Source organism: Cryobacterium sp. MDB2-A-1 (assembly GCF_004402675.1).
In the GTDB taxonomy this organism is placed as follows: Bacteria; Actinomycetota; Actinomycetes; order Actinomycetales; family Microbacteriaceae; genus Cryobacterium; species Cryobacterium glucosi.
In genome coordinates this window covers 1-21,749 of the sequence record NZ_SOFK01000016.1, presented here as the reverse complement: position 1 = coordinate 21,749, position 21,749 = coordinate 1, and the positions used below count along the sequence as shown (strand labels likewise).

The window sequence follows — 21,749 nt, the reverse complement described above, 5'->3', positions numbered from 1 at the left end:
GGTGGCATCCGGCACCTTCGCCGATTCGGGTGCCGACCTCGAACTGGTCGGAATCCAGAAGCGTTTCCCCGGCTTCACGGCCATCGAACACCTCGATCTCTCGATCCCGGCCGGCTCCTTCTTCGCCCTGCTCGGCCCGTCCGGCTGTGGCAAGACCACGACGCTCCGGCTCGTCGCCGGCCTCGAGGAGCCGACCGCCGGCAGCATCCTGATCGGCGGGGCGGATGTCACGCAGCAGAAGGCCTTCCAGCGCCCGGTCAACACGGTGTTCCAGAGCTATGCGCTCTTCCCGCACATGACGGTCCTCGAGAACGTCGCCTTCGGACTCCGCCGCCGGAAGATCGCCGACCCGGTCGGCAAGGCGCACGAGGCGCTCCGGCTCGTCGAGCTCGACCACCTCGCCGCGCGCAAGCCACAGCAGCTGTCCGGCGGGCAGCAGCAGCGGGTCGCCCTCGCCAGGGCGATCGTGAACAAGCCGGCACTCCTGTTGCTCGACGAACCGCTCGGCGCCCTCGACCTCAAGCTGCGCCGCCAGATGCAGCTCGAACTCAAAACCATCCAGGAGGAAGTCGGCCTCACCTTCCTGCATGTCACCCACGACCAGGAGGAGGCCATGACCATGGCCGACACCATCGCGGTGATGAACAAGGGCCGGATCGAACAGATGGGCGCGCCCGAGCTGCTCTACGAGCTGCCGAAGACGGCGTTCGTCGCGAACTTCCTCGGCCAGTCGAACCTCTTCACCGGGCCCGTCATCGGCAGCACGAGCACCTCGATCACCGTCGACATCGCCGGGCACCGGGTACTGGTCCCCGCCGACCGGGCGCACCGCCACGCCGGCGAGGTCACGATCGGCGTCCGGCCGGAGAAGATGTGGCTGCATCGCAAGGCGCCCGTCGAGGCCGCCGACCGCAATGTCATGGGTCCCGGCCGGGTGATCGACGTGTCATTCAGCGGCGTGAGCACCCAGTATCTCGTCGCCGTGCCGTACATCGGCACCCTGATCGTCTTCGCCCAGAACATGGCCTTCGGCCCGGTGGCGGATGTCGGCGACGAGGTCTGGCTCGACTGGCACGTCGAGCACGGCTTCGGCCTCGAAGACGAACCCGTTCCGGGAGCCGGGCCCCGGTTCGCCGCGGACACCGACACCCGGAGCATCGCGGCGCAGCGCCGCGAGTCCCTCGTCACGGAGCTCGAGGAGGCCTAGTGGCGTTCGCGGCCTTCGCCACCACGACTGCGCAGGCAGACCCGGCCCCGCGGCGACGCAGCCGGGTCGCCATCCTGTTGCTGTTGCCCGGCATCCTCTATCTCGTTCTGTTCTTCCTGACCCCGCTCGTCTCGCTCCTGATCACCTCGTTCCAGGCCCCTGCGGAATTCGGGGACATCGGCCAGTACACCTACGCGTTCAACTGGCAGAACTACGTCGACGTCGTCACCGATTACTGGCCGCACATCGTGCGGTCCTTCGCCTTCGCCCTCGCCGCGACGGTGCTCGCCCTGCTGTTCAGCTACCCGCTCGCGTACTTCATCGGTGTGACCGCGCGGCGCTGGCCGCTGCTGCAGAGCCTGATGCTCGTGCTCGTGATCGCCCCGTTCTTCATCAGCTTCCTGCTGCGCACCCTGGCCTGGAAGCAGCTCCTCTCCGACGAGTCCTTCGTCGTGACGAGCCTCAAGGCCGTCTCGCTGCTGGCACCGGATGCCCACCTCACCGGGACCCCGATCGCCGTCATCTTCGGGTTGACCTACAATTTCATCCCGTTCATGACACTTCCGCTCTACACGACTCTGGAGCGGCTCGACCTGCGCTACCTCGAGGCGGCGAGCGACCTGTACGCGCACCCGTTCGAGGTGTTCCGCAAGGTGACGATTCCATTGTCGATGCCAGGGATCGTCGCGGGCACCCTGCTGACCTTCATCCCCGCCGCCGGCGACTATGTCAACGCGAGTCGCGACTTCCTGGGCGGACCGGACAGCCAGATGATCGGCAACGTGATCGAGGCCAACTTCCTGGTCCTGTTGAACTACCCGGCGGCCGCGGCGCTCTCGATCATCCTGATGAGCGTGATTCTCGTGATCGTCGGAATCTACGTCAAGCGCGCGGGCACGGAGGAACTGCTGTGAAAATCTCCCTCGGCAGATGGCTGCTGCCGGTCTACTCCGCCCTCGCCCTGCTGTTCCTGATGGTTCCGATCGCCTACACGTTCGTCTTCTCGTTCAACGATTCGCTGAAGTCGAACATCACCTGGCGCGGGTTCACCTTCGACAAGTGGCTCAACGTCTGCGCCGTGCAGAACGGCGCGGTCTGCGAGGCGTTCGGAAACAGCCTCGTGATCGGCTCGGTCGCGACCGTGCTTGCGACCGTGATGGGCACCATGATCGCGATCGCCATCGTGCGCTACCGGTTCCGGTTCCGCTCGGCGACGAGTCTCCTGCTGTTCCTGCCGATGGCCACCCCCGAGGTCGTGCTCGGCGCGGGACTGGCCGCGCAGTTCCTGTCGCTCGGCGTCGCCAAGGACATGACCACGATCATCCTCGCGCACACGATGTTCTGCATCAGCTTCGTCGTCGTGACCGTCAAGGCCCGCGTCGCGAGCCTCGACCCCGCGCTCGAGGAGGCCGGGCGGGACCTCTACGGCTCGTCGACCCAGGTCTTCCTCAGGGTGACGCTCCCGCTGCTGGTCCCCGGCATCCTCGCCGCCGCCCTGCTGTCCTTTGCGCTGAGCTTCGACGACTTCATCATCACGAACTTCAACTCGGGCGCGGTGACGACCTTCCCGAAGTACATCTACATCTCAGCGGCCCGCGGCATCCCGGCCGAGGCGAACGTGATCGCCTCCGCCGTCTTCATCTTCGCGCTCGTCGTCGTCGTCACCGCGCAGGTGTCCTCCGCGGCACGGGCGAAACGGCTCGCCCGGCAGGGGTAGTGGGTGAGTCGTCAGCGGTAGCTCGCGTGAATGCGCCCGACCGGGTGGCCGCCGCCGTACACGGCGAGGCCGAGGTCGGGGAGCAGCGCCTCGACATCCGTGTGTGCGATCGCGCCGGCGTCGGCGAGCAGGTTGAGCGCCACGAGCGTCGCCGCGCGCAGGCTGCCGTCCAGGATCTTGAGGGCGACCGTCGTTCCGTTCGGGGCGGCCGCGACCATGATGCCTTCAGCGCCGCCCTTCACGAACAGGCCGAGCCGATCGATCACGAGGGTGTCCGACTTGCCGGGGCCCGCGACGACCCAGCCGTTCTGGCGAACGGCCTCGGAGAGGAAGCCGGCCTCGCGGTAGATCGCGAACGGCGAGTTCGACTTGGACGAGGCGATCCGGCCGATACCGCGCGCCAGCCCGGCGAGGGAGAGCGCGTGCACGGGCGCGCCGCAGCCGTCGACACCCGAGGCGGCCGGGCGTTCGCCGGTGAAGCGTTCGACGACATCGAGAATGCGTTTCTGCAGCGGATGCTCCGGCTCGAGATACCCGGTCAGCGGCCACTCGTTCTGCACGCACGCCACGAGCATCGCCGCGTGCTTGCCCGAGCACTCCATGTAGATGGGGGCCTGGCCGGCGCCGAGGCGCACGAGCGCGTCGCGGGTGGCGTGGTCGATCGGCCAGGCCGGCGGGCACGCGAGCGCGGTCTCCGGGATTCCGGCCCGGGAGAGCAGGCCGCGCACGAGGTCGGCGTGCCGCTGGGTGCCGGTGTGGCTCGCCGTCGCGATCGCGGCGTCCTCGCCGCGCAGGGTGACGCCGCTCGCCATCACGGCGACGGCCTGGAACGGCTTCATCGACGAGCGCGGGAAGACCGGACTCGTCACGTCGCCGAGGGAGCGGAGCACAGCGCCCTCAGCCGTGAGCACGACGGCGGAACCGGCATGCCTCGATTCGACGAAGCCGCTGCGTTCGACGACGGCGAGTTCGACGGCATCCGTCACGGCGAAGGTCTGCACGGGGTGCGGGAGCTGGGTGTGCCCGATTGTGTCCGCGAACGACACTAGAGCGCGGCGATCGCGTCGTCGATGACCGAGAGGGCATCGAGGAGCAGGACGTCGGTGACGGCAAGGCTCGGCAGGAAGCGGAGCACGTTGCCGTAGGTGCCCGCTGTCAGCAGCAGAACGCCGTGCTGGGCGGCGTATGCGGCGATCGAGTTGACCGCGGCGGCGTTGGCGACCTTGGTCGTCGCCCCGGTGCCCGGCTGCACGAGCTCGATCGCGATCATCGCGCCACGACCACGGATGTCCCCGATGATGTCGTACTTGTCCTTCAGCTTCCCGAGGCCCGCACGAAGGGTCTTCTCGATCCGCTGTCCCTCCGCGAGGAGGTTGTTCTTCTCGATGGCCTCGAAGACGGCGATCGCGGCTGCGCAGGAGACCGGGTTGCCGCCGAAGGTGCCGCCGAGGCCACCGGTCTGGGAAGCGTCCATGATCTCGGCGCGTCCCGTGACCGCCGCGAGGGGGAAGCCGCCGGCGATGCCCTTGGCCGTCAGCACGAGGTCGGGGACCCAGCCGAAGTGCTCGTTCGCGTAGTAGGCGCCGGTGCGGGCCATGCCGCTCTGGATCTCGTCGGCGATCATGACGACGCCGTTGGCGGTGCACCACTCCTGCAGGGCGGTGAAGTACCCCTCTGCGGCGACCATGAAGCCGCCTTCGCCCTGGATCGGTTCGACCACGAGGCAGGCCAGGTCGGACGCGCCGATGACCTTGTCGAGGTAGGCGATCGTGCGTGCCGCGGCATCCGCCCCGCTGAGGCCGTCGTGATAGGGGTAGGAGCTCGGCACGTGGTAGACGTCGCTCGCGAGCGGGCCGTAGCCGGTCGCATACGGCATGGCCTTGTAGTTCATCGCCATCGTGAGCACGGTGCGGCCGTGGTACGCGTGGTCGAGCACGGCGACGGCCCGGCGGCCGGTGAACTTGCGGGCGATCTTCACGCCGTTCTCCACGGCTTCTGCACCCGAGTTGATCAGCACCGACTTCTTGGCGAAATCACCAGGGGTGTGCTCGGCGAGGAGCTCGCAGACGCGCACGTATTCCTCGTACGGCGTGACCGTGAAGAGGGTGTGGATGAAGTCCTCTGCCTGCCCGACCGCGGCGGCGACGACGCTCGCCTCGGTGTGGCCGATCGTCGTGACGCCGATGCCGGCGCCGAGGTCGATGAACTGGTTGCCGTCGACGTCGACGACGATGGCACCGTGGGCCTTCACGATGTACACCGGGAGAGCGGAGCCGACGCCGCCGGACACCGTCGCGAGGCGGCGCTTCTGCAGTTCGACCGAACGTGGGCCCGGGACGGCCGTGACGATGCGTCGCTCCTGCGTGACCGAGGGAGCAGTGGACGTGGGGGTCGAGGGCGTCAGCGTGTCAGTCATGATGCGTCCAGTTTACCCAGTGTCGTTTCCCGGTTGGGGTAGCGCCCTGAGAGAATCGGGGAATGAAAATCGAGCACCACTACGACGTGCGGGTGGCCTGGACGGGCAACCGCGGAACGGGAACGAGCGACTACCGGGCGTACGGTCGCGACCATGTGGTTTCGGCGGAGGGCAAGCATCCGCTCGAGGGGTCGTCTGACCGAACGTTCCACGGTGATGCCGACCGCTGGAACCCCGAGGAACTACTGCTCGCGGCCCTGAGCCAGTGCCACATGCTGTCCTACCTGCACGTGGCCGCGCGGAACGGTGTCGTCGTGGTCGGCTACACCGACGACGCGACCGGCACGATGGTACAGACGAGGGATGGCGGCGGTCACTTCACCGAGGCTATGCTGCGTCCGCGGGTCACCGTGGCCGATCCCGGCCAGGTGGAGCTCGCGCACTCGCTGCACGCCGAGGCGGCCCGGGAGTGCTTCATCGCAGCTTCCGTGAACTTCCCGGTGCGCCACGAACCCGAAACCGTCGCCGTTCCCTGACCCTCGGGCCAGGGAACGGGCGAGGTTCACACGCCGGAGAGGGCGCGGAGGGTTTCCTCGATGACGGATGCCGCGTCGTCGATGAGTTCCTCGGAGATGACGACGGAGGGCATGATCCGCAGCACGGAGTCCCAGCTGCCGGCATCGAGCACGATCACGCCGTGCGAGGTCGCGTGCTTGAGGATCGCGGTGAGCGCCTCGGGGTACGGCGTGGTCGTTCCGGGGTGCACCAGCTCGACGCCGAACATGGCGCCCTTGCCGCGTACCTCGCCGACGACGGAGAACTTCTCGGCCCAGTCGCCGATGCGGGCCCAGAGGGCCTTCTCGACGCGCCTGGCTTCGCCGAGCAGGTCGTCGCGTTCGATGATCTCGAGCACCTTGAGCGCTGCCGCGGTCGAAACCGGGTTGCCGCCGAAGGTTCCGCCGATGCCGCCGGGCTGGACGGCATCCATGATGTCGGCGCGACCGGTGACGGCGGCGAGCGGGAAGCCGCCCGCGATGCCCTTTGCCGTGGTGACGAGGTCAGGGACGACGCCGTGGTGCTCGATCGCGTACCAGACGCCGGTGCGGGCGATGCCGGCCTGGATCTCGTCGGAGACGAAGACGATGCCGTTCTCGGTGCAGAACTCGCTGATCCGCTTGAAGTAGCCGGGGGCGGGGATGACGATGCCGCCATCGCCCTGGATCGGCTCGACGAAGAACGCCGCGATCTCGGTGGCGCCGATGTGGGTCGTGATGTAGTCGATCGTCTTCTCGGCGGCTTCCTCGCCGGTCAGGCCGTCGCGGTACGGGTAGCTCGTCGGGACGCTGTAGATCTCGCCGGGGAACGGGCCCATGCCGGCGCGTTCCGGCCAGGGCCGGTACGTCATCGTCATGGTCAGGTTGGTGCGGCCGTGGAAGGCATGGTCGAGCGCGACGATGGCGCGGCGCCCGGTGAACTTGCGGGCGATCTTGACCGCGTTCTCGACGGCCTCGGCACCGGTGTTGACCAGGATCGACTTCTTCGGGAAGTCACCGGGGGTGATCTCGGCGAGCTTCTCGGCGACGGCGACGTAGTTCTCGTACGGCGTGACGGTGAAGAGGGTGTGGGTCAGCTTCGCGGCCTGCGCGGCAGCGGCCTCCGCGACCTCGGCGTTCGCGTGCCCGATCGTGGTGACTCCGATGCCGCAGCCCATGTCGATGATCTGGTTGCCGTCGACGTCGACGAGGATCGCGCCGGCTCCGTGGTCCATGTAGATGTTGACGAGCGTGCCGGCTCCGCGGGACACCGAGTTGACCCGGCGTTCCTGCAGTTCAATGGACTTGGGGCCCGGCAGGGCGGTGACGAGTTTACGTTTTTGGGGGACCGAGTACGAAGCAGACATGGGTCCAGCTTAGTTTGCGGCGATTTCCCCGGTGTTTCCGCGCGCCGGTAGCTGCTGAACCCGGCTAGACGCGTTCTCGCGGGAAGACCTTGTCTGCGAGCCCGTGCAGCCCGGGGCGGGGTGATTCGTTGTACCGCCCGGCGAGCTCCTGGCCGGAGAGCTGGTGGATCGCGGCCATGATCTCGTCGGTGGCCTGGCGCCTGGCCCGGCCTGAGGTCGCGGGCCCGTGGCGGCTCACGTCGATCGGTTCGCCGAAGTTCACGGTGATCTTCCGCACCCGCGGGATCCTGGTGCCGACGGGCTGGATCTCCTGGGTGCCGATCAGGCCGACCGGCACGACGACGGCACCCGTCGTGAGGGCGAGCCAGGCGACGCCGGTGCGCCCCTTGTAGAGCCGTCCGTCGAGGGAGCGGGTGCCCTCTGGGTAGATGGCGAAGGCGCTGTCCGACTCGAGGATGCTGCGGCCCGCGTCGAGCGCGTCCTGTGCGGCCTGGCCCGCGCCGCGTTCGATCCCGACAGCACCGATTGACTCGAACCAGGTTCGGGTGAGATAGCCCTTGATTCCCGTCCCGGTGAAGTACGTCGACTTCGCAAGGTACTGCACCCGACGCGGCGTCACGAGCGGGATGACCATGCTGTCGATGAAGGAGAGGTGGTTGCTCGCGATGATGACCCGGCCGGAGCGGGGGATGTTCTCGGTCCCCGTGATGACGGGCCGGAAGATGATCCGGGCGATCGGCGCCATGACGCCGTAACTCAGGTAGTAGACGAATCCGGGACGACGGGTCCTGGGGAGATCCGAGGCGGTCTCCGCGACCTCGTCGGGCTCCTGGATAAGGGGTTCCTGGGGTTCGTCCTTGGCTCCGGTCACTGCTCGACCCTACCGCCGTGACACCCGGTACCACGAAAGCTAGCATGAGGGAATGCGCAGACGAGTAGTAATTCTCGGGTCCACCGGCTCGATCGGAACCCAGGCCCTCGATGTGATCCGGGCGAATCCCACCCGGTTCGAAGTGGTCGGACTCTCGGCAGGCGCCAACCGGGAGATGCTCGCGCAACAGGCCGAGGAATTCCAGGTCGACGACACCGCGCTCGGCGCCGACGAATCCGAACAGCTCGTGACGGATGTCGACGCCGACGTCGTGCTCAACGGCATCACGGGCTCCGTGGGGCTCGGTCCGACCCTCGCGGCGCTCAGGGCCGGGCGCACCCTCGCCCTCGCGAACAAGGAATCCCTCATCGTGGGCGGCGACCTCGTCACGGCGCTCGCCGCACCCGGGCAGATCGTGCCGGTCGACTCTGAGCATTCCGCGATCGCGCAGGCGTTGCGCTCGGGGACGGCACGTGAGGTGTCCCGGCTCGTGCTGACGGCATCAGGTGGCCCGTTCCGGGGCCGCACCCGCGAGGAGATGCGGGCCGTCACCCCCGCCCAGGCGCTCGCGCACCCGACCTGGGACATGGGGCTCGTCGTCACGACGAACTCGTCGACCCTCGTGAACAAGGGCCTCGAGATCATCGAGGCTCACCTGCTTTTCGATGTCGCCTACGAAGACATTGACGTCGCCGTGCACCCGCAGTCGATCGTGCACTCGATGGTCGAGTTCATCGACGGCTCGACGATCGCCCAGGCCTCGCCGCCCGACATGCGCCTGCCGATCTCGCTCGGCCTCGACTGGCCGAACCGGGTCGCCGCCGTCGGTGTTCCCCTCGATTGGACGAAGCCGCAGACCTGGACCTTCGAACCGCTCGACACCGTTGCGTTCCCGGCCGTCGCGCTCGCGAAGCAGGTCGGCCGTGCCGGTGGCACATACCCGGCCGTGTTCAACGCGGCCAATGAGCAGGCCGTCGCCGCGTTCCACGCCGGCAGGATCGGATTCCTCGACATCGTGGACACCATCCAGCGGGTCGTCGAGACCCACGAGCAGGACGGCCCGCTCACCCGGGAGTCCCTCGCGGCAGCAGAGACCTGGGCGCGCGCCGCCGCAGACAAGCTCCTCGCCCGATCTGCATAACCCCCGGCGGCCCGGGGTCAGGCGCGGTAGCTGTCCGCCGTCGTGGTGAGCGCGTCGAGCCACGGGGTGGCGACGACGCCGAGCTCGCGTTCGGTCTCCGCAGAGTCGATGATGAACGGCGACGTGAACTGGTAGCTCGAGGCGTAGACCTCACGCATCAGGGGGTTGGCCAGGCCGATGCTGCGCAGCACCCACTGTGGGTAGCCGGAGACCGAGCCCGCGCAGTCGTAGCGTTCGTTCAGCTCGGCCGCGATCTCCACGCGGCTGGCCGACGCACTCGGCACGTGCCAGATCCGGCCCCAGTCCCCGGCGTAGTCCGCGGCGGCGATCAGGGTCGAAACGATGTCGGGCAGGTAGCTCCAGCTGTGCGGGAGCTCGGGCCTGCCCACGACGCGCGCGGTCTTCGAAGCCAGGATCGCGGTGAAGAAGTCCGTGCCGAGGTGCGCGGTACCGGTCGCTCCCGGCCCGAAGTAGTCGCTCGCGCGCACCTCGACCGCCCGGATCTGCCCGGCCTCGTGCGCCGCACGCACCCGGCGCCACCCCTCCCTGCGAACCAGGCCCTTGCGCTCGGTCGTAGTCTCCGGCGTGTGCTCGGTCATCGCGCCGCGCGGTGTGCCGTAGGGGTAGAGGTTCCCCATCACAACGAGGGAGGCGCCACTCGCCGCGGCGGCTGTGATCGCCGCGCCGATGATCGGCGGCCACTGCGCGGCCCAGTCCGTGTATGGCGGGTTCGTGCAGAGGAAGATCGTCGAGGCCCCTGCCGCCGCGGCGGAGAAAGCGTCCGGGTCGCTCGCGTCGAGTACCAGCGGGGTCGCGCCGGCCGCTGCTGAGCCTGAGCGCGTCGCGATCGTGACGGTGTCCCCGCGCGCCGCGAGCCGTTCGGCGACGGGACGGCCGATCAGGCCGGCCCCGACTACAAGATGGTGAGTCATATGTCCTTCCGGCCCATGACGAGGGTCACCCGTCGCAGTTGTCCTTTTTCGGATTGCACTTGTCCTTCTTACCGTTGCCCTTGTCGTTGCCGCTGTCAACGGAAGGAGCCGGGACCGGGACGGCGGACGGAGGAGCGGAACTGAGCCTGGCCGCCTCCTCGAGCGCGGCGAGGTCTGCGGTCACACTGTCGATCGCAGCCTGGATCTCTGTCGCGCGGGTCCCCGTGACCTGGCCGGTCGCGGCCGCCGTGAGCAGGTCGGCCTGCACGGCGTCGAGGGCGGCAGAGGCGCCCGGGTAGTCGCCTGCCGCAGCGGCCTCCGTCACCGAGAGCACGCCGGACTGCAACTGGGTCGCCGTCGACGGCTGAACGGGGGAGCTGTCGGAGGCGCACCCCGTGAGGGCGGCGGCCACGAGCAGTGCGCCGCCCACGAGCGCGACGAGGCGGCCGCGGATGCCGTTGGCGCCGGTGCCGGTCCTGGTGCGCATGCCGATGCTCACGGTGCCACGCTTTCCTGGAGCTGTCGCAGGTGGTCGCCGAGGGTTCCGGCGACGTCGGGGTATGCCGTGGTGCTCGTGGACGGACCGGCCGGGGCATCCGCCTGCGCAGCGGGGCGCAGCGTGAAGCCGAGCACGACGATCGTGATCAGGGCGACCGCAGCGACGGCGAGCACGGCGAGACCGGTCCTGCCTGTGAGCACGCGAGGCCAGGCCGTCGACCGGGGTGGGCGAGCGGATGCGGCCGGCGCCCCGGCCGCCTGTCGTGGCTCCCCAGCACCGAAGGAAACCGTCTCGGCAGTGAACCCGGCACTGGCGAAGACGGTGGACTCGCCGGGAAGGACCCGGGTCGGGGTATCCGCCGGCGCGAAGGCGCGTGTCGCCGCATAGGCCGCCGTCGGGTCCAGCGCCTGCGTCGGGGCATCCGCCGCCGGGAGGACGCTCGCCGGGGTGTACGCCTCCGTCGTCGCGCCGGCATCGGGTGACACTGTCGCCTCCGTCGTTCCCGCGATGGTTTCCGCCGCCGCCTCGGACTGCGCCAGCAGTCGCAGCCGCACCGCGGCATCCGCCGGTCTGAGCCGCTCGTCCGGTTCGCGGCGGGTCATGCCGCCGAGCACGTCTGCCCAGGCCCGACCGAAGGTCGGGGAGATCTCCGGGTCGCGCTGCAACCGCGCCATCGCGGACTCGATCGCCGTTCCCGGGTATGCCCGCTCGCCGGTGAGGCATTCGAGCAGCACGAGACCGAGCGAGTAGACGTCGCTCGGCGCTCCGATCGTCGTGCCGAGCGCCTGTTCGGGGCTGAGATAGCCGGCCGTGCCGAGGAAGGTGCCGGTCGCCGTGAGGCGGGTCGCGTCGACGAGGCGGGCGATGCCGAAGTCGGCGAGCTTGGCGTGCGACGCGCGTCCGGGGAACCCGGAGGCGGCGAGCAGCACGTTCGCCGGCTTGATGTCGCGGTGGATGATCCCGCGTTCGTGCACGTAGTGCAGCGCTTCGGCGAGGTCTGCGCCGAGCGTTGCGACCTCCGAGCGCGGCATCGGGCCGGCGGCGATCCTCGTTCGGAGGTCGGTTCCGTCGACGAGCTCCATCACGATGAAGGTGCGCGCGGTCCCGTCGACGACCGCGGTGCCTGCGTCGAAGAGCGTGACGAGGGCGAAGTGGTTGAGGCTCGCCAGCACGGCGACTTCGCCGCTCTGCCGTTCCGAACCCGCGTCGTCCGTCGTGTCGAGCCGGAAGAGCTTGACCGCGACGGTGCGTCCGAGGGCGAGGTCGGTCGCCTCATAGACGACGGCCATCCCGCCGACGCCGATCAGGCGGTCGATCCGGAAGCGGTCAGCGAGGCTGACGCCGATGAGGCCGTCAACGGGGCGGGGACCGCCGGAGGAAAGCGAAGGCAGGGGAAACTCCATTCGGGTTCGGTACCCCCCAAGCAAACCACACCCCGCATAGCGAACCGCCAGCGGCCTGTCAGCTTCGGGTGGGTAATCTACGACTGTGGAAACCGTGCTGCTGTACATATTGGGCGTCGTGATCGTCGTCGTCGGACTCGCCCTGTCCATCGGCCTGCACGAAATCGGCCACCTGCTGCCGGCGAAGGCGTTCGGCGTCAAGGTCACCCAGTACATGATCGGCTTCGGCCCCACGCTCTGGTCGCGCCGCAAGGGCGAGACGGAATACGGCGTGAAGGCCATTCCCCTCGGTGGCTATATCTCGATGATCGGCATGTTCCCGCCCGCGAAACCCGGGGAGAAGCCGCACCCGAACAGCACGGGCTTCTTCAACCAGCTTGTGCAGGAAGGCGCTCCTGCCCAGGACCCGACAGCCCAGGACCCGAGCGCAAAGAAGCCGGGGGCCCTGACGAGCCTTGTCGAAGATGCCCGGCAGTCGAGCGCCGACACGATCGGCGCCGGCGAGGAACACCGCGCCTTCTACCGCCTGGCGGTGTGGAAGCGCATCATCATCATGCTCGGCGGGCCCACCATGAACCTGCTGATCGCGGTCGTGCTCTTCGCGGTCCTCCTGATGGGCTTCGGCACCGCGCAGGCGAGCACAACGGTCGGCAGTGTGTCCGCGTGCGTGCTCCCCGCGACGAGCACCCAGACGACCTGTGCCGCGACCGACGAGAAGTCCCAGGGCGCGGCGGCGGGCCTGCAGCCCGGCGATCGCCTCGTGAGCATCGGTGGCACCGCGATCACGAGCTGGGACCAGTCGACCGGGATCATCCGCAGCTCGCCCGGCACCCCGCTCGCCGTCGTCGTCGACCGCGCCGGAACCGACGTGACTCTCACGATCACCCCCAAACTGACCGAACGGTACGTTCTCGACGCCGCGGGGAAGGTCACCACGGATGCCGACGGTAAGGCCATCACGCAGGAAGTCGGCTTCGTCGGCATCGGCCCGGCAGGCGAACTCGTCCAGCAGCCCGCCACGGCCGTGCTGCCCGCCGTCGGCGACAACGTCGGCGCCGTCGTGCACATGATCCTGAACCTCCCGCAGCGGATGGTCGACATCGTCAACGCCGCGTTCGGTCCCGGCGAGCGCGACCCGAACGGTCCGATCAGCGTCGTCGGGGTCGGCCGCGTCGCCGGCGAGATCGCGAGCATCAACACCATCCCCGTCGAGAGCAAGGCCGCGAGCCTGATCGGCCTGCTCGCCTCCCTCAACGTTGCCCTCTTCGTGTTCAACCTGATCCCGCTGATGCCGCTCGACGGAGGCCACGTCGCCGGCGCACTCTGGGAGGGCCTGCGCCGCCGGGTCGCGAAGCTCTTCAAGCGCAAGGATCCCGGCCCCGTCGACATGGCCAGGCTGATGCCGCTCACCTTCGCGGTCGTCATCCTGCTCGGCGGCATGAGCCTCCTGCTCATCTACGCCGACATCGTCAAGCCGATCAACCTCTTCGGCTGAGCCCGGCACCTTTCCGGTCGAGAGTGACCTTTCCGCGGGTCACTCCCGACCGGAACGGTCACACACAGGGGCCGCCCAGGGCCTGAACGCGCACGGGCACGTACTCCCGGGGGCGGATGCCGCGGGTCGTTCCGGCACGTAGCATCGGAATATGCCGCCACACTGGGATACCGACGCGCCGTGGTTCGACCATGAGCGCTCTCTTCCCGGCGGCCCAGGCAGCCGGATGCCCCGCGCGGGCCGCGTGCTCTTCCCCGCGATCTTCTCGTTCCTGGTCCAGGTGCCCGCCACCGTGCTGCTCGCCCGCTACGGCCGCGACTTCGGCCATGCCGGCCACGACCTCGGTGGTGAGCTCGGCGCGCCCCGGCCCGGCTGGTTCCTCGCGGTCGCCCTCGCCCTGATCGGCCCGATCGCCCTCCTCGGCGCACGCCGTTTCCCTGGCCCTGTCGCAGCCGTGTGCGCTGCGGCGGCCGGCGCGCTCATCCTGCTCCGCCCGGACGTCGGCCTGCCCTACGTCGCCCTGGGTTTCGCGATCGTGCTCGGGATCGCGCGCGGCGCGCGGGTCTGGGTCTACGCATCCGTCGCCCTGGCCTGGACGGCGACGATCGCGCTCGCCGGGACGCTCGGAGTGCCGCTTCAGCCCGCCCGTGTCGCGCTCACGACCGTCGCCCTCGCCGTGCTCTGCGCGATCGGAGAGACGGTACGCACCCGGCGCGAGCAGATGCGCGAGCTGCGCCGCCGAGCGGATGCCCGCCGCCAGTCCGCGGAACAGCGCGAGCGGGTGCGCATCGCGCGCGAACTCCACGACGTGCTCGCACATTCGCTGTCCCTGATCAACGTGCAGGCCGGAGTCGGGCTGCACCTCATCGACAGCCAGCCCGCCAAGGCGGCAGAGGCCCTCGCGAACATCAAGCTCACGAGCAAGAACGCGCTCGACGAGGTGCGCACGGTGCTCGGCATCCTGCGCGCGGACGCCGAGGGGGAGACCGGTGAGCGTGCCGGGGGAGCCGTGCCGCTCACCCCCGAGCCCGACCTGTCCCGGCTTCCCGCCCTGATCGACTCGTACAGCGCCCAGGGGCTGCACGTCTGGCTGGTCGGGCAACTGGCGCCCGTGACGGAGGCCACGACCGCCGCCACCCAGCTCGCGCTCTACCGGATCTGCCAGGAGGCACTCACCAACGTGCTGCGGCACTCGCAGACGCTCTCCGCGACCGTCCGGCTCGAGCTCGACGACGGTGACGCCGTGCTCACCGTGACCGACGAGGGCTCGACAGAGCCGCTCGACCCGGCCATCGTTCCCGGCGGCGGCCTGCTCGGTATGCGCGAACGTGCGGAACTCCTCGGCGGGAGCCTGCGGGTCGAACGACCCTCGCCGGGCGGGTTCCTCGTCGAGGCGCGCCTGCCCCTGCGGAGGAGCCGGTGATCCGCGTCGTGATCGCAGACGACCAGCAGCTGATCCGGGCCGGCTTCCGTTCGCTGCTCGAGTCCGAACCGGATCTCGAGGTCGTCGCAGACGCCGCGACGGGGACGGAAGCCGTCGAGCAGGTCACCCGGCTCCGGCCAGACGTCGTGCTGATGGACGTCCGGATGCCCGGCGGCGACGGCCTCTGGGCGACAGAGCAGATCGTCGGCAACCCCGAGCTCGGGGGAACGCACATCGTGATCGTGACGACCTTCGAGCTTGACGAGTACGTCGTCCAGGCGATCCGGGCGGGCGCGAGCGGCTTCCTCGTCAAGGACACCGAACCGACCGAACTGATCCGGGCCGTGCGCGTCGCGGCGGCGGGGGACGCGCTGCTTTCGCCCGGCGTGACCCGGCGACTGCTCACCCGGCTCGAGACCGGGCTGCGGCGCCCGAGCGATCCGGCGGCGCTGGCCGTGCTCACGGACCGGGAGCGCGAGGTGCTCGCGCTCGTCGGCCGGGGGCTCACGAACACCGAAATCGGCGTTCGGCTGTTCCTGAGCCCGCTCACCGCGAAGACGCACGTGTCGCGGATCATGTCGAAGCTCGCCGCGCGCGACCGTGTGCAACTCGTGATCCTTGCCTACGAGACGGGCCTCGTCAGCGACGGCTGGTGACCTGCACCCCGGGGAGTAGTCCAAGTGCCTCCTCCGGGCCGATGCCCCGGCGAGCGGGGCCGGAAAGAATCGGATCATCGGTTCTTCCCCACCGAGGCCCCGCAGGGGGTCCTCACACAGATTGGACTCACCATGCTTTCGACAGCGGTTCTCACCGGGTTCGCCACCCATATGGGCTACGGCCCCGGCTGGGGCGGCGGGCCGGTCTGGTTGTTCTTCCTGATCCCCTTCTTCGGCCTGCTCCTCGTGGTCGCCCTGTTCGCGATCCTCGGCAGGCGCTGGCGTCGTCACGGCGGACCCGGATTCTCCGGCCACCCCGGCTGGCAGGCGTGGCAGGCGGCCCAGGCCGGGCAGGCCGACGGCACCCGCAGCGCCGAGAAGACCCTCGCCGAGCGCTTCGCCCAGGGCGACATCGACGAGGTCGAGTATCGGGCCCGCCTCGAGGTGCTCCGCGCCAACCGCGCGGACCCCACTCCCGGCGCCCCACTCCCGCCCCAGTAGCGGCGCGACCGGTTCCCGGCTCCTCCGGGCGAGCGCGCCACTCGCGCCGCTTTGCTGCAGGCACGCCTGTCGCGTAGCGGCGGAGCCGGCGCGCAACGGCCGGCCCGGTGCGGAAATCGCCTGGGCCGGGCATCCGCCCAGTCAGGGCACCTAAGATATTCGCGTGGCTGCAATCAATTTGGGAATGCCCAAAGTACCTGAAATCCTCGCTCCCCGGCGCAAGAGCCGGCAGATCAAGGTCGGCAAGGTCCTCGTCGGCGGTGACGCCCGTGTGAGCGTCCAGTCGATGACGACGACCCCGACCACCAACATCAACGGCACCCTGCAGCAGATCGCCGAACTCACGGCGAGCGGATGCGATATCGTGCGTGTCGCCGTCCCGAGCCGTGACGACGCAGAGGCCCTGCCGATCATCGCGAAGAAGAGCCAGATCCCCGTGATCGCGGACATCCACTTCCAGCCGAGTTACGTGTTCGCGGCGATCGACGCGGGCTGCGCCGGCGTGCGGGTCAACCCGGGCAACATTCGCAAGTTCGACGACCAGGTCGGCAAGATCGCGGCGGCGGCCAAGGCCGCCGGCGTCTCGATCCGGATCGGCGTCAACGCGGGCTCCCTCGAGCCGAGCATCATGCAGAAGTACGGCAAGGCCACCCCCGAGGCGCTCGTCGAGAGCGCCGTCTGGGAGGCGAGCCTCTTCGAGGAACACGACTTCCACGACTTCAAGATCTCGGTCAAGCACAACGACCCCGTGATCATGGTCAAGGCGTACCGCCTCCTCGCCGAGCGCGGCGACTGGCCCCTGCACCTGGGTGTCACCGAGGCCGGCCCCTCCTTCCAGGGCACCATCAAGAGCGCGACGGCCTTCGGCATCCTGCTCGGCGAGGGCATCGGCGACACCATCCGCGTGTCGCTCAGCGCCCCTCCCGCCGAAGAGGTCAAGGTCGGCCTGCAGATCCTCCAGTCGCTCAACCTCCGCGAACGCAAGCTCGAGATCGTCTCCTGCCCGAGTTGCGGCCGCGCCCAGGTGGATGTCTACAAGCTCGCGAACGACGTCACCGACGGCCTCGAGGGCATGACCGTTCCTTTGCGCGTCGCCGTGATGGGCTGCGTCGTCAACGGACCGGGCGAGGCCCGCGACGCCGACCTCGGCGTCGCATCCGGCAACGGCAAGGGCCAGATCTTCGTGCGCGGCGAGGTCATCAAGACCGTGCCGGAGTCCGAGATCGTCGCGACCCTGATCGAGGAGGCCAACCGCCTCGCCGCAGAGATGCCGCCGTCCGAGGACTCCCTCGGCGCCCCCGTGGTCACCATCTCGCGGTAGCGCGACCCGCCGCAACCGCCGCATTCCCGCGGAAACTGTTGCCGTTGCGGACAACTGAGCCTGCTCTGCCGGCCACGGTTGTCCGCAACGGCAACAGTCGTGTCCGGCGCGCGCCGTAAAGTAGGGGGGTGCCTACACGTCTGTCGTCTTATTTCCTCCGTACCCTTCGCGAAGACCCCTCGGATGCCGAGGTCACCAGTCACCGACTCCTCGTCCGGGCCGGTTACATCCGCCGCCAGGCCCCCGGCATCTTCGCCTGGCTCCCGATCGGCCTCCGCGTCAAGAACAAGATCGAGACCATCGTCCGCGAGGAGATGGCCGAGGCCGGTGCCTTCGAGGTGCACTTCCCCGCCCTGCTCCCGCGCGAACCCTACGAGGTCACCGGCCGCTGGGACGAGTACGGCGAGGGCCTCTTCCGCCTCCAGGACCGCAAGGGCAGCGACCTCCTGCTCGCGCCGACCCACGAGGAGGTCTTCACGCTGCTCGTCAAGGACCTCTACAACAGCTACAAGGACCTGCCCCTGTCGATCTACCAGATCCAGGACAAGTACCGCGACGAGGCCCGTCCCCGCGCCGGCCTCCTCCGCGGCCGCGAGTTCACGATGAAGGACGCGTACTCCTTCGATTACACCGACGCCGGCCTCGACCTGAGCTACCAGGCCCAGCGCGACGCCTACGAGCGCATCTTCACCCGTCTCGGCCTCGAGTACGTCATCGTCAAGGCGGATGCCGGTGCGATGGGCGGATCCCGGAGCGAAGAGTTCCTGCACCCCACCCCCATCGGCGAAGACACCTTCGTGCGTTCGGCGGGCGGGTACGCCGCCAACGTCGAGGCATTCACGACCCTGGTCCCTCCCGTCATCGACTGGACGGCGCTTCCGGCCGCCGAGGTGCACGACACCCCGGACACCCCGACCATCCAGACCCTCGTCGACAGCGCGAACGCGAACCACCCGCGCACCGACGGCAGGGAGTGGACCGCAGCGGACACCCTCAAGAACATCGTGCTCGCCCTGACCAACCTCGACGGCACCCGCGACCTCGTCATCGTCGGCGTTCCGGGCGACCGCGACGTCGACCTCAAGCGCGCCGAGGTCGCCTTCGCCCCCGCAGAGGTCGAAGCGGCGAACGCAGGCGACCTCGCCAAGCACCCGGGTCTCGTCACGGGCTACATCGGACCGTGGGCCCTGGCCGGTGCCGTGCTCGGCGAGAAATCGGCCACCGGCATCCGTTATCTCGTCGACCCCCGCGTCGTCGACGGCACCGCGTGGATCACCGGAGCGAACGAGAACGGTCGCCACGTCTTCGGCCTCGTCGCCGGGCGCGACTTCGCCGCCGACGGAACCGCGGAGGTCGCGAACGTTCGCGCCGGCGACCCGGCGCCCGACGGCTCCGGCCCTGTCGAGCTCGCCCGCGGCGTCGAGATCGGCCACGTCTTCCAGCTCGGCCGGAAGTACGCCGAAGCGCTCGGACTCAAGGTTCTCGACGAGAACGGAAAGCTCGTCACGGTCACGATGGGCTCGTACGGGATCGGGGTCACCCGCATCCTCGCGCTCCTCGCGGAGCTCAACAACGATCCGAAGGGCCTGATCTGGCCGGTGTCGGTCGCCCCGTTCGACGTGCACGTGATCGCGGCAGGGCGCGACGAGATCGTCTTCGAGACCGCGGCCGCGGTGGCCGCGACCCTCGAGGCGACCGGGCGGGAGGTCATTTACGACGACCGCCGCAAGGTCTCGCCCGGCGTCAAGTTCGGCGACGCCGAACTGATCGGGGTCCCGCAGATCGTGATCGTCGGACGCGGAGCCGTCGACGGCATCGTCGAGCTCTGGGACCGCAGCTCGGGAGAGCGCATCCAGTGCGCTGTGGACAACCTCGGGGCGCACTTCGCCTGAGAACCGCCCAGAAAGTCCGTCTGGAACAGGCGCCCGTCCCCTTCGGGGTGACGGGCGCCTGTTCCGTCGGGTACCGTAGATACCAGCCCGCTGCGCAGTTTCGCGGCGGCAGAATCTGAATAGAGGAGGCCGGCCATGGACATCGACCTCAGCGTGTTGCGGCAGTTGGAGCGCGAGAAAGAGATTCCCTTCGAGGAACTCGTGCAGATCATCGAGCAGGCGATCTTGACGGCATACGTCAAGCACACCCACCAGGGTGAGACAACGAAGCAGGCCGTCGAAGAAGAGCCGGAAGCGCGTGTCGTCCTCGACCGCAAGTCCGGCCATGTCGACATTTTTGTACCAGAGCTCGACGACGACGGCAACGTCATCGGCGAAGCGATCAACAACCCGACCGACTTCGGCCGGATCGCGGCCTTCGCCGCGAAGCAGGTCATCAACCAGCGTCTCCGCGACCTGGCCGATGACGCGGTGCTCGGAGAATTCAAGGGACGCGAGGGCGAGATCGTCGCCGGCGTCATCCAGCAGGGCCCGAACCCGCGGATGATCCACGTCGACCTCGGCACGATCGAAGCGATCCTTCCGCCGGAAGAACAGGTCCCCGGCGAGACCTACGTGCACGGAGCCCGGATCCGGGTCTACGTCACGGCCGTCGGCAAGGGCCTCAAGGGGCCGCAGATCACCGTGTCGCGCACCCACCCGTCCCTCGTCCGGCGCCTGTTCGCCCTCGAGGTCCCCGAGATCGCGAGCGGTGTCGTCGAGATCGTTTCCCTCGCCCGCGAGGCCGGCCACCGCACCAAGATGGCCGTGCGCGCGACCGAGCCCGGCGTCAACGCCAAGGGCGCCTGCATCGGCGAACTGGGCCAGCGCGTCCGGGCCGTGACGGCTGAGCTCAACAACGAGAAGATCGACATCGTCGACTACTCGCCGGACCTCGCGACGTTCGTCGCGAGCGCCCTGTCGCCGGCTAAGGTGACGAGCGCCTACGTGATCGACCAGTCGATCAAGGCCGTTCGCGCCCTCGTTCCCGACTACCAGCTCTCGCTCGCGATCGGCAAGGAGGGCCAGAATGCCCGTCTGGCCGCCAAGCTGACGGGTGCCAAAATCGACATCCAGCCGGACAGCATCCTGGAGGACACGGAATAGGGGGTACGATGGAACCCGTTAGAACGTGCATTGGATGCCGTTCGCGCGCTCCGCGTGCCTCTTTACAGAGGTTCGTAGCCCGAGACTCGGAACTCGTGGTGGATCAAACCGCCACTCTGCCCGGTCGAGGCGCGTGGCTGCATCCCAGCATCGAATGCTTCCAAGACGCACTGCGGCGACGCGCTTTCGGGCGTGCCCTTCGCGTGACCAGTCCTCTGGACGCGAAACAACTAGAGAACAGGCTGAACTGGCTAATGGACAACTAATGAGCGGCTCGAAATGAGACCCGTCCGTTACTAACGGTCTGCCCCTTTCCGGGTGCAGACCCGGAATTGGAGAATTGTGGCTGCGAAACCACGCGTACATGAGATCGCTAGCGAGCTCAATGTCGACAGCAAGGTAGCCCTTGCGAAACTGAAAGAGATGGGCGAGTTCGTCAAGGGCCCGTCCAGCAGTGTTGAACCCCCGGTAGCCCGTCGTCTGCGAGCGGCTCTGCTGGCCGACGCCGCTTCCGGCGCCGGAACCACCGCCCCGTCAACCACCCCGGGTGCCGGCGCAACGCCGGGTACCCCCACAGGCGTCAAGCCCGGCGCGCGGCCCTCACCGGCCCGCCTCGCGGTCAAGCCGGGTGCACGCCCGAGTGCGGCTCCTGCCGCGCCCGTCGAAGCCCCCGCAGCGGATGCCGCACCGCATCCCGTCGCGCCCCTCACCGTCGCAGAGCGCCAGACGGTCGCCGTCGAAAAGGCCGCAGCCGCTGAGAAGTCCGCGAGCATCGAGAAGGCTGCCGAACAGGCTGCCGCAGCAGACCCGACCGCCCCGAAGACGGCCACCCCGGCGGCCAAGTCCGACCGTGGTCCGTCCACGGGCGCCAAGCCCGGCGCGAGCGTTCCGCGCCCGCCGTCGGCACGTCCGGGCAACAACCCCTTCGCCAGCAACCAGGGCATGGGCAAGACCCCCACGCCGCGTCCGGGCAACAACCCGTTCGCGAGCGCACAGGGCATGGGCCAGCGCCCGCCGTCCTCGACGGCCCCGAGCAACATCCCCCGTCCCGCCGCACCCCGCCCCGGCGCACCGCGTCCGGGCGGACCCGGCCAGGCTCCGCGCCCGACCGGTTTCGGCCAGCGTCCCGGCGCGTTCCAGCGTCCGGGCGGCGCCGGAGCCGGCGGAGCACGTCCCGCCTTCCAGCGCCCCGGTGGCGCGCCCGCCGGTGCCCCCGGCTTCGGCCCGCC

21 protein-coding genes are annotated in these 21,749 nt (G+C 69.1%); 14 read left to right on the top strand and 7 right to left on the bottom strand.

Annotated features, from left to right (window positions below; translation table 11 throughout):
- Position 1 precedes the first annotated feature (1 nt).
- Genes E3O39_RS03455 through E3O39_RS03445 form a run of 3 tightly spaced genes read left to right on the top strand, consistent with a single transcriptional unit; the run spans position 2 to position 2,924 of the window.
- Positions 2 to 1,207 (top strand): ABC transporter ATP-binding protein, encoded by a 1,206-nt coding sequence (locus tag E3O39_RS03455; RefSeq protein WP_134445875.1) that lies wholly within the window; start codon positions 2 to 4, stop codon positions 1,205 to 1,207.
- The gene (locus E3O39_RS03450) at positions 1,207 to 2,121 is read left to right on the top strand and encodes an ABC transporter permease (RefSeq protein ID WP_134445874.1); all 915 of its coding nucleotides are present in this window, start codon (positions 1,207 to 1,209) and stop codon (positions 2,119 to 2,121) included. Before E3O39_RS03455 ends, E3O39_RS03450 begins: the two co-directional genes overlap by 1 nt.
- Positions 2,118 to 2,924, top strand: a complete 807-nt coding sequence (locus E3O39_RS03445) for an ABC transporter permease (RefSeq protein ID WP_174774623.1) — start codon at positions 2,118 to 2,120, stop codon at positions 2,922 to 2,924. Before E3O39_RS03450 ends, E3O39_RS03445 begins: the two co-directional genes overlap by 4 nt.
- Positions 2,925 to 2,935: 11 nt before the next feature.
- Here E3O39_RS03445 and E3O39_RS03440 read toward each other — a convergent pair whose 3' ends face one another.
- A complete protein-coding gene (locus E3O39_RS03440; protein WP_241975397.1) occupies positions 2,936 to 3,970 on the bottom strand; it encodes an asparaginase in 1,035 nt (344 codons plus the stop codon).
- Complete coding sequence (gene gabT, locus E3O39_RS03435; protein WP_134445873.1) at positions 3,970 to 5,340, bottom strand: 4-aminobutyrate--2-oxoglutarate transaminase; 1,371 nt, start codon at positions 5,338 to 5,340, stop codon at positions 3,970 to 3,972. The genes E3O39_RS03440 and gabT overlap by 1 nt, the downstream gene beginning before the upstream one ends.
- Positions 5,341 to 5,402: 62 nt before the next feature.
- Between gabT and E3O39_RS03430 the strand changes: the two genes are divergently transcribed.
- The gene (locus E3O39_RS03430) at positions 5,403 to 5,876 is read left to right on the top strand and encodes an OsmC family protein (RefSeq protein ID WP_134445872.1); all 474 of its coding nucleotides are present in this window, start codon (positions 5,403 to 5,405) and stop codon (positions 5,874 to 5,876) included.
- Positions 5,877 to 5,902: 26 nt separating this feature from the next.
- On the opposite strand, the gene E3O39_RS03425 is transcribed toward E3O39_RS03430, so the two are convergent.
- Together E3O39_RS03425 and E3O39_RS03420 are read right to left on the bottom strand one after the other, a co-directional pair.
- Positions 5,903 to 7,240, bottom strand: a complete 1,338-nt coding sequence (locus tag E3O39_RS03425; protein WP_134445871.1) for an aminotransferase class III-fold pyridoxal phosphate-dependent enzyme — start codon at positions 7,238 to 7,240, stop codon at positions 5,903 to 5,905.
- 64 nt (positions 7,241 to 7,304) lie between these two features.
- Positions 7,305 to 8,111, bottom strand: a complete 807-nt coding sequence (locus tag E3O39_RS03420; RefSeq protein ID WP_370294610.1) for a lysophospholipid acyltransferase family protein — start codon at positions 8,109 to 8,111, stop codon at positions 7,305 to 7,307.
- A gap of 52 nt (positions 8,112 to 8,163) precedes the next feature.
- Here E3O39_RS03420 and dxr point away from each other — a divergent pair, with 52 nt between their 5' ends.
- Positions 8,164 to 9,252 carry a 1-deoxy-D-xylulose-5-phosphate reductoisomerase gene (dxr, locus tag E3O39_RS03415; protein ID WP_134445870.1) on the top strand — a complete coding sequence of 363 codons (1,089 nt, stop codon included), beginning with the start codon at positions 8,164 to 8,166 and terminating at the stop codon, positions 9,250 to 9,252.
- Positions 9,253 to 9,269: 17 nt separating this feature from the next.
- Here dxr and E3O39_RS03410 read toward each other — a convergent pair whose 3' ends face one another.
- From E3O39_RS03410 to E3O39_RS03400, 3 genes are read right to left on the bottom strand one after another with little or no spacing between them, the layout of a single operon-like run.
- Positions 9,270 to 10,184 (bottom strand): NAD-dependent epimerase/dehydratase family protein, encoded by a 915-nt coding sequence (locus E3O39_RS03410; RefSeq protein ID WP_134445869.1) that lies wholly within the window; start codon positions 10,182 to 10,184, stop codon positions 9,270 to 9,272.
- 25 nt (positions 10,185 to 10,209) lie between these two features.
- Positions 10,210 to 10,683, bottom strand: coding sequence for a hypothetical protein (locus E3O39_RS03405; RefSeq protein ID WP_134445868.1), 474 nt, complete (start codon positions 10,681 to 10,683; stop codon positions 10,210 to 10,212).
- Positions 10,680 to 12,086, bottom strand: a complete 1,407-nt coding sequence (locus tag E3O39_RS03400; protein WP_134445867.1) for a serine/threonine-protein kinase — start codon at positions 12,084 to 12,086, stop codon at positions 10,680 to 10,682. Before E3O39_RS03400 ends, E3O39_RS03405 begins: the two co-directional genes overlap by 4 nt.
- A gap of 85 nt (positions 12,087 to 12,171) precedes the next feature.
- Between E3O39_RS03400 and E3O39_RS03395 the strand changes: the two genes are divergently transcribed.
- From E3O39_RS03395 to E3O39_RS03355, 9 genes are all read left to right on the top strand, one after another.
- Positions 12,172 to 13,581: an RIP metalloprotease gene (locus E3O39_RS03395; protein ID WP_198413365.1), complete on the top strand. Its 1,410-nt coding sequence runs from the start codon at positions 12,172 to 12,174 to the stop codon at positions 13,579 to 13,581.
- A 151-nt stretch (positions 13,582 to 13,732) separates the two neighbouring features.
- Complete coding sequence (locus E3O39_RS03390) at positions 13,733 to 15,004, top strand: sensor histidine kinase (RefSeq protein ID WP_198413364.1); 1,272 nt, start codon at positions 13,733 to 13,735, stop codon at positions 15,002 to 15,004.
- The gene (locus E3O39_RS03385; protein ID WP_134445866.1) at positions 15,001 to 15,660 is read left to right on the top strand and encodes a response regulator transcription factor; all 660 of its coding nucleotides are present in this window, start codon (positions 15,001 to 15,003) and stop codon (positions 15,658 to 15,660) included. The genes E3O39_RS03390 and E3O39_RS03385 overlap by 4 nt, the downstream gene beginning before the upstream one ends.
- Positions 15,661 to 15,792: 132 nt before the next feature.
- A complete protein-coding gene (locus E3O39_RS03380) occupies positions 15,793 to 16,161 on the top strand; it encodes an SHOCT domain-containing protein (RefSeq protein WP_241975396.1) in 369 nt (122 codons plus the stop codon).
- Positions 16,162 to 16,324: 163 nt separating this feature from the next.
- The gene (gene ispG, locus E3O39_RS03375; protein WP_174774622.1) at positions 16,325 to 17,482 is read left to right on the top strand and encodes a flavodoxin-dependent (E)-4-hydroxy-3-methylbut-2-enyl-diphosphate synthase; all 1,158 of its coding nucleotides are present in this window, start codon (positions 16,325 to 16,327) and stop codon (positions 17,480 to 17,482) included.
- A 128-nt stretch (positions 17,483 to 17,610) separates the two neighbouring features.
- Complete coding sequence (locus E3O39_RS03370) at positions 17,611 to 19,374, top strand: proline--tRNA ligase (protein ID WP_134445865.1); 1,764 nt, start codon at positions 17,611 to 17,613, stop codon at positions 19,372 to 19,374.
- 135 nt (positions 19,375 to 19,509) lie between these two features.
- Positions 19,510 to 20,520, top strand: coding sequence for a transcription termination factor NusA (gene nusA / locus E3O39_RS03365; protein WP_134445864.1), 1,011 nt, complete (start codon positions 19,510 to 19,512; stop codon positions 20,518 to 20,520).
- A gap of 8 nt (positions 20,521 to 20,528) precedes the next feature.
- Complete coding sequence (locus tag E3O39_RS03360) at positions 20,529 to 20,786, top strand: YlxR family protein (protein ID WP_134445863.1); 258 nt, start codon at positions 20,529 to 20,531, stop codon at positions 20,784 to 20,786.
- A gap of 76 nt (positions 20,787 to 20,862) precedes the next feature.
- The coding region (locus E3O39_RS03355; protein ID WP_174774834.1) for a translation initiation factor IF-2 N-terminal domain-containing protein at positions 20,863 to 21,749 on the top strand (887 nt) is incomplete at its 3' end.